This window comes from Acidiphilium sp. 20-67-58 (genome assembly GCF_002255515.1).
Lineage (GTDB): Bacteria > Pseudomonadota > Alphaproteobacteria > Acetobacterales > Acetobacteraceae > Acidiphilium.
Genome location: NZ_NCAS01000064.1, coordinates 1 through 6,541 on the forward strand (window position 1 = coordinate 1; position 6,541 = coordinate 6,541).

At 58.5% G+C, this 6,541-nt stretch carries 7 protein-coding genes and 2 pseudogenes; 5 read left to right on the plus strand and 4 right to left on the minus strand.

The annotated features are described in order from the left end of the window. A pseudogene (locus B7Z76_RS15265) lies at nt 1–417 on the plus strand (IS5/IS1182 family transposase); the annotation flags it as partial. Nucleotide 418: 1 nt separating this feature from the next. Here the strand turns inward: B7Z76_RS15265 and B7Z76_RS15270 are convergent. After that, nucleotides 419–730, minus strand: a complete 312-nt coding sequence (locus tag B7Z76_RS15270; RefSeq protein ID WP_011930564.1) for an SMP-30/gluconolactonase/LRE family protein — start codon at nt 728–730, stop codon at nt 419–421. A 791-nt stretch (nt 731–1,521) separates the two neighbouring features. Between B7Z76_RS15270 and B7Z76_RS15275 the strand changes: the two genes are divergently transcribed. The 4 genes from B7Z76_RS15275 to B7Z76_RS15290 all read left to right on the plus strand — a co-directional run bounded on the left by B7Z76_RS15275 (nt 1,522) and on the right by B7Z76_RS15290 (nt 4,574). Beyond that, entirely contained in the window at nt 1,522–1,674 is a 153-nt protein-coding gene (locus tag B7Z76_RS15275) for an entericidin A/B family lipoprotein (RefSeq protein WP_155856273.1), read from the plus strand. 697 nt (nt 1,675–2,371) lie between these two features. Beyond that, entirely contained in the window at nt 2,372–2,632 is a 261-nt protein-coding gene (locus B7Z76_RS15280) for a hypothetical protein (RefSeq protein ID WP_155856272.1), read from the plus strand. Nucleotides 2,633–2,983: 351 nt separating this feature from the next. Then, entirely contained in the window at nt 2,984–4,342 is a 1,359-nt protein-coding gene (nhaA, locus tag B7Z76_RS15285; protein ID WP_291345037.1) for a Na+/H+ antiporter NhaA, read from the plus strand. Continuing rightward, a complete protein-coding gene (locus B7Z76_RS15290; protein WP_155856271.1) occupies nt 4,311–4,574 on the plus strand; it encodes a hypothetical protein in 264 nt (87 codons plus the stop codon). Before nhaA ends, B7Z76_RS15290 begins: the two co-directional genes overlap by 32 nt. Here B7Z76_RS15290 and B7Z76_RS15295 read toward each other — a convergent pair. The 3 genes and pseudogenes from B7Z76_RS15295 to B7Z76_RS15305 all read right to left on the minus strand — a co-directional run. Beyond that, nucleotides 4,547–4,711: a transposase domain-containing protein gene (locus B7Z76_RS15295; protein WP_231295199.1), complete on the minus strand. Its 165-nt coding sequence runs from the start codon at nt 4,709–4,711 to the stop codon at nt 4,547–4,549. The two genes, B7Z76_RS15290 and B7Z76_RS15295, sit on opposite strands and share 28 nt — an antisense overlap. A 507-nt stretch (nt 4,712–5,218) precedes the next feature. Further along, nucleotides 5,219–6,277, minus strand: a pseudogene (locus B7Z76_RS15300) (IS630 family transposase). Nucleotides 6,278–6,334: 57 nt separating this feature from the next. Next, nucleotides 6,335–6,541: hypothetical protein (locus B7Z76_RS15305; protein WP_291345041.1), on the minus strand; the 207-nt coding region annotated here is incomplete at its 5' end.

A 6,541-nucleotide genomic window follows, 5' to 3' on the forward strand; every position in this document is an offset into this window, starting at 1 on the left:
CCCTATGACGGCCACACCCTGGCCGGCCAGATCGAGCAGGTCGAGCGGATCACCGGCGTTGCCGTCGCCCGCGCCTATGTCGACCGCGGCTATCGCGGCTACGGCGTCGAAGCCGAGGGCAGAAAGATCTTCATATCCCGCCAGAAACGCGGCATCACCCCCACCATCCGCCGCGAGTTGCGCCGACGCGCCGCCATCGAACCCGTCATCGGCCACATGAAGACCGACGGCCATCTGGGGCGGAACTTCCTGCTCGGCGTCGACGGTGATGCCATCAACGCCATCCTCGCCGGCGTCGGACACAACCTCCGGCTGCTCCGCAGATGGTTGATCAGGCTTCTTTGTGCCCTCCTCGCATGGCTCTCTGCCGCAAACCGCTCACCAAGCCTCGGCTTCGCCCACCGCCAGATCACATAGTTCACAGGCGACTTGGTACGAAGCCCAGCTTGCGCCGATCCGCGGACCAGATATGCACGCCGTCTGCCACACTCGTCCACACCCAGCCGCGCACATCGACCGCAAATCCGTCGGGATAGCCGTGGTCGGTGTGGGAGAAGAAGCGCCGATTGAAGAGCATGCCGCCATCGCCCACATCGAATGCGATGATCTCGTGCTTCGTTCCGGCTTTATGCCCGGGCACCTCGCCGAGCGACAGTGACGTGTCGGATACGTAGATCGTCGCGCCATCGGCGGTGAAGGCGAGGCCATTGGGCTGCTCGAAATCCGCCATCCGGAGGCGGCCCTTTCATTAGGTTCGTTGCTCGACCTTATATCGGCACATTCGATGCCGGTGGGCCGTCCACCCCAACACAAGTGATTCAGACGACGCAAGACCCTGCGGCGCATAACCGAATCGGCCGACTCAGTTTGTTTACGTACGGACACTTAGTAATTTCCGATACTATCATTGTCGGCGCGAATCACCTATTTTGTAAAACTGAACACGCGAGCGATCGCCTTCGAAACGGTGTTTCGGGAGTATCCGCCATGATGACGACGTCGCTTGCGGAAACGACCACATCGTAAGCCAGTTGTCCGGCGATCCAACCGCGCACAATCCCGCCAGTGGATCCACCAGGAATTATACAAAATGCAGCCAAGTCTTCGGATTTGTTCCGGTATGCTAGACGGGCCCACAAAGCACATACGGCGATGGCTAAGCGCCCCTGGGACAACCGATCGACACCGTCGAGTAGACCACGCCCACCGCGATCCGCCTGCCGTGTTGCCCCTGATCTGAATTGCGACGAACCCACGCAGCGGTCGACAATTTTTTTTGGCACTGAAGCTGAAACAATCGGCGCTACATCTGCGTGCCCACTAATACGCTGTCGGCTTAAAACCAGACCGACGAGTAAATTTTTGTTCGTCAGACTAGGTGCATACCACCCGCCGACTATCGCAGATACACTTGTGCGTTCGGGGCGGGCATTACGTCAAACAGTGGTTTCAGGGAACCGTCCAATTACACATCGGGATCCACTCGTCATCTTACGACGGAAAACGGAAAGGATGATTACCATGCAAAAGAGTTTCACGATTGCACTGGCGCTACTCGTCTTGATAGCCGTAGCGCCACTGCTTGACGGCTGCCATACGACTGCCGGTGTCGGTAGGGACATCTCTTCGGGAGGCAATGCGCTCACAAACAGCGCGGTAAAGCACACGCCATGACGGCCCGCACCAAATCAATCCAAAACAAGGCCATAACGCAGATCCTTACCCTGGCAACGATGATCTGTGTGTGTAAAAGATCCGCATAACATATACTACCAAGGCGTCGGCCAAAATCTCGATAACGGCGACCGTGTTGCTCGACGACAAGCGAACGTCGGCGTATAGCAATCACGTCCGCAGCGAGACCCATCGGCCTAGCTGCTACCCATTTCGAAGAATCATGATCCATTGCGTCGATCATTCTGATACTTCCAATCGTCCTCTTGTAGGGTGGCGACTGTTATTACGGTTACTTTTGCGTCTATTATAGCGGTCGTGGCTTTTGAGGTCTAATCGGCCTAACCATCATCGCCTTGGTTTTGATAATGCTATTCGGCGGCATTTATCGCTGGGTCTAATACTGACCGCAGCTAGGTGCCTTTTGGCTTGTGCGAGCACGCTCTGGCAGTGTCCCTGTAGACGTCTCTTTCGAGGGGTGCGCCGTTATTCGTACTTTGCAGTATCAGATCGCAAGGGAGATCATGGGGTAACGGTTGCTGAGATACCAGGCGGGCCGCTGGCTCCTTAATTGGCTATAAAGCCTACAGCCAACGCGGACGCTCCACCCCGTACTGGCAAGATTGCAATGCGTTTCCTGTAGGATAGGAAAATCGACTGGAGGAGCGCCATGGTCTCAAGTTGAAGGAATGAATTCATGTTAGCCAACGAACAAATGATTGCGCCATTTCCGCCAGGCTCAGTGGAAAGAGTCGCCTTGCAATCACAGCAGTATCCGATGCCGAAAGGCTATTATGATCGCAGCCGTAATATGACATGGTTGCAACTTCTCTCGAAGGAATTCGGAAAGGCGGGGATTGATTGGTCAGTAACCCATTCGGATAGAAACGTTACGGTGCGTTTTCGCTCTGATGCCGAGGGCATTCGTTGGACGACGCGCACCTCGTCGGGCGGCTAGCGCGCTCACGGATACACTTAGAGCGTATTTCGATCAGTCCGGTTACCGGTCGGGTTATTATGGAGGACGTGGCTATGGGGGGCATCCTGACCCTGCTCATTGTCATCCTCGTGCTATTCCTGTTTTTTGGTGGAAGTTTTCACGGCCCGATGTCCCATTGATCGGTGTGGTCCGACCCCGTTCGGGTGGATTCCGGACGCCGGATCCGCATCCTGCGAGAGTGCTGGCTACGGCATATTCCGACACGCACTGCCCGCATTCAGCCTGATGCCGGGAAAAATTGGGCTTGCCGGGACGGGTAACCGCCTCGACACCCCGGGCGGGTTGGGTTTTCTCGAGATATAAGGGGAGATGGCCGATTTGATTACGGACCAGAACAGTAAACTGCAGCAAGGCGAACTGCCGACCACACACATCGACGCGCTGACCAACTCGTTTTCGCAGTTCCTGCGCATCGAAGCCACGAGTGGTGCCGTTCTCCTGTTGGCCACCGTCGTTGCATTGACGCTTTCCAACTCACCCTGGTCCGATGGCTTCAGATCTCTTTGGGAGACACCAATCGGCATTCAGATCGGTGCGTTCCAGTTTTTGCGCTCGTTGCGGGATCTGATCAACGACGGTCTGATGACGCTGTTCTTCTTCATCGTTGCGCTCGAGATCAAGCGCGAAGTGGTGCTTGGTGAACTTCGGAACCCGCGCATGGTGGCTTTCTCGGTCGTAGCTGCGGCAGGAGGCATGCTTGTGCCCATGGGCTTGTATCTGGCGCTGCAGCATGGCCAACCTGGGCAGCATGGTTGGGGCGTCGTGATGCCGACCGACACAGCTTTCGTCATCGGCTGCCTGGCGCTCCTTGGTTCGCGTGTGCCTCCGGGCCTACGCGTCTTCCTGCTATCGCTTGCGGTCGTCGACGACCTTGCCGCCATCCTCGTGGTCGCCGTCGGTTACAGTCGATCAATCGACTGGACTGCCCTTGCGCTCGGCGCCGTCGGACTGGTGATAATTCGGGGGATGGCATTACTCGGCGTTCGTAACATCCGCGTCTACTTTCTGGCTGGTGCAATTATCTGGCTCGCCGTCAATGCGTCCGGCATCCACGCGACGATTGTTGGTGTTATCCTCGGGCTCATGACACCGACGGCTGGCTGGGTGAGCGACCAGCGTCTGGGGGAAATCTTGCGAAAGGTGCTCTCCTATCCCCCGGGAGATCATTGGAGTGGCGATACCGAGGATAACCGGGCGCTGCAGGTTGCCGGTATCGCGGTGCGCGAGACGTTGTCGCCCGTCGAGAGGCTCGAGGCCATGCTCCATCCCTGGGTCGCCTTCGGCGTTATGCCGCTTTTCGCGCTTGCAAACGCGGGGGTATCGATCACGATCAAGGGACTTATCAACCCAGTCTCGCTGGCGGTGATGGCGGGCTTCGTCCTCGGCAAGCCGATCGGCGTCACAGCATTCGCATGGCTGGGGGTGCGCACGGGTGTCGCCATTCGGCCGGCGGGGCTCACCTGGGGGGGACTTGTCGGTGGGGCTCTTCTTACCGGTATCGGATTCACCATGGCGCTGTTTATCGCCGGCCAGGCATTTCAAGATGCCACCCTCAACGCAGCGAAACTGGGTATCCTTGCTGCCTCAGTCGTCTCTTCTGTTGCTGGTCTCACGCTGCTGTGCATGTTCCCCAAGCGTGACCAAACGCTCGATGCCGATTTCCACTGAACCGGTCGTCGAGCGCCCGGGTCAGCGTCAGACGTTCAGCGCTGCGTCGGCCGTCAACGCCAAGGGCGGGTTCTGGTACTGCACCTATGAGGGCGGCCTGACCGCCGAACTGTTCGTGCATCTGGTGTGTCAGTTGGTGCGCCATCGCGTGCGCCCGGTGCGTAATCGCTATCTGAATGACGGCCTTGCTTTGGCGAGCGAGCGCTACACGGCGGCTGGCAGAGCGGCCTGAGTTTTCCAGTTCCACGGCATCAGGCTGCCGATTTCGTCGGACTTGGTGCGTCCGGCGACGATGCGTTGGAGTACGTCGGTGAGCCGGGCGAGCGGTTCGACGCCGCTGAGCCTGGCGGACCCGATCAGCGTCGCCATCAGCGCACAGTGCTCTTCGCCGGTGTCCGATGCGACCTCATGATGTCCGGTCCTTCGAAGCACTCCTACGAGTGCTCGCAAGAGCGGCTTCTATCGCCTCAACCGGCTCCACTTTGCTTTTGATCCTTGCCCTGAGAAAAAAAACCCCGGATCACTCCGGGGCCATTCTGGACTGAAATTAACAACAGGGGTTGAAGAAGAAGTTTGGCTGAAACGTATAGCCAGTCGGGAAAACAGGAAATATCAATCGGGTACATATAACCTGCTTTAGTAACCGATTTATTTCGTTTCGTCTCAGGTCTGTGATGCAGCCTCCGCACCAGCCTGCGCACGGTCGAGACGTGATAGTCCTCCCGCCGGCCTCGACACGGGCGATGATCCGCTCGACGCGGTCCCAGCTTGCTGCGCCATCATTGAACTCTTTGAACCGCCGGATTTTCTCTCACCGACAGACAACTTGGAATATACAAGCAAAAACAACAGGATATAGGCGTTATACCAATCTGCCTATCCGATGACTTTTTTGATCCAGTCTCGTTGGGTGATTGAAGCGATTTGTTCTGGCATCTGCATGAACTTGTTCCAGGCGTTTCGGCAGGCGGCAAGGATTTCGTCGTAGCTGTTCCAGACTTGATGGCTGAGGAAGTTGCCGCGCAGAAATTGCCAGATGTTTTCGACCGGGTTGAGCTCTGGCGCATAGGGTGGCAGCGGCAGCATGCTGATATTGTCTGGCACTGGCAAACGTTCGCCGGCTTGATGCCAGCCGGCACCGTCAAGCACCAGCACGGCGTGCGCGCTCGGCGCGACCTGCGTGCTGATTTCCCGAAGATGCTCGGCCATCGCCTCGCTGTTGACCACCGGCATGATGATGGTGGCACCAATACAGCATTCCGGGCAGACGGCACCAAACAGATAGGCGGAATCATGGCGGTTGTCGCGCACAGCCAGTGGTCGGGAACCCCGCTCTGCCCAGACATAGCTCAGGGTTCCCTTCTGACCGACACGGGCCTCATCGGCGAACCACACCTCGATCGGCTTACGGGCCGCCCTGGCCGGGATCGCCGCCGCTACCAGGCCGGCGAAGTCTTTTTAAAAATGTCCTGTGCCGCAGCGTCCTTCTTCGGATGATACGGACGTGGCTGGACCCGCGTGAACTTGAGCCGCCGCAACAGTCGGCTGATCGACGTCTCGTGCAGGGTGACCGCAAACTCGGACTTGATCCGCCGCTGCAGGTCGACACAGCGCCACCGCACCACGCCGTCACGCTCCAGGTCCGGACCCTGCCTGACCCATGCCGCGATCTGTGCCTGCTGCGAAGCCGACAATCGGGGTGGCGGGCCGTTGCGGCGCGGCGCGGCGCTCAGTCCTTCAGGCGTAACGGTGCACCCAGTCGCGCAGCGTCTGCCGGTCCATGGCACAAGCCTCGGCCGCATCGCGCCGAGACCAGCCTTCGAGAACAAGAGCAATCGCCAGCAGCCGCCTCGAAACTTTCGCATCCGTCGCACGAGCCGCCCGCTCGCGCAGCGCCATAGCCGACAAGTCCAAACGCGTTATCGCTACCGTCATCGCAAACCTCCTTCGGGGAAGCTCAGCGAATCATACCCGCCCAAGCCGCAGGGCTGTTCAATGCTTTGGGATAGTAATGAGTGCGAGGAGGTGTTTGAGTCCGGCGAGAGCTGCGCGGTAGCGGTCTTGGCTGAGGGTGCTGGCGCTGGCTTTGCTGTTCATCAGGATGTTGAAGGCGAAGCTGCGCAATCGGGCGATGACGCCAGGGTTGGTTCGGATCCGGGATCGATCCTCGGCGAAGGTGACGTCTCGGACATAGTGGGA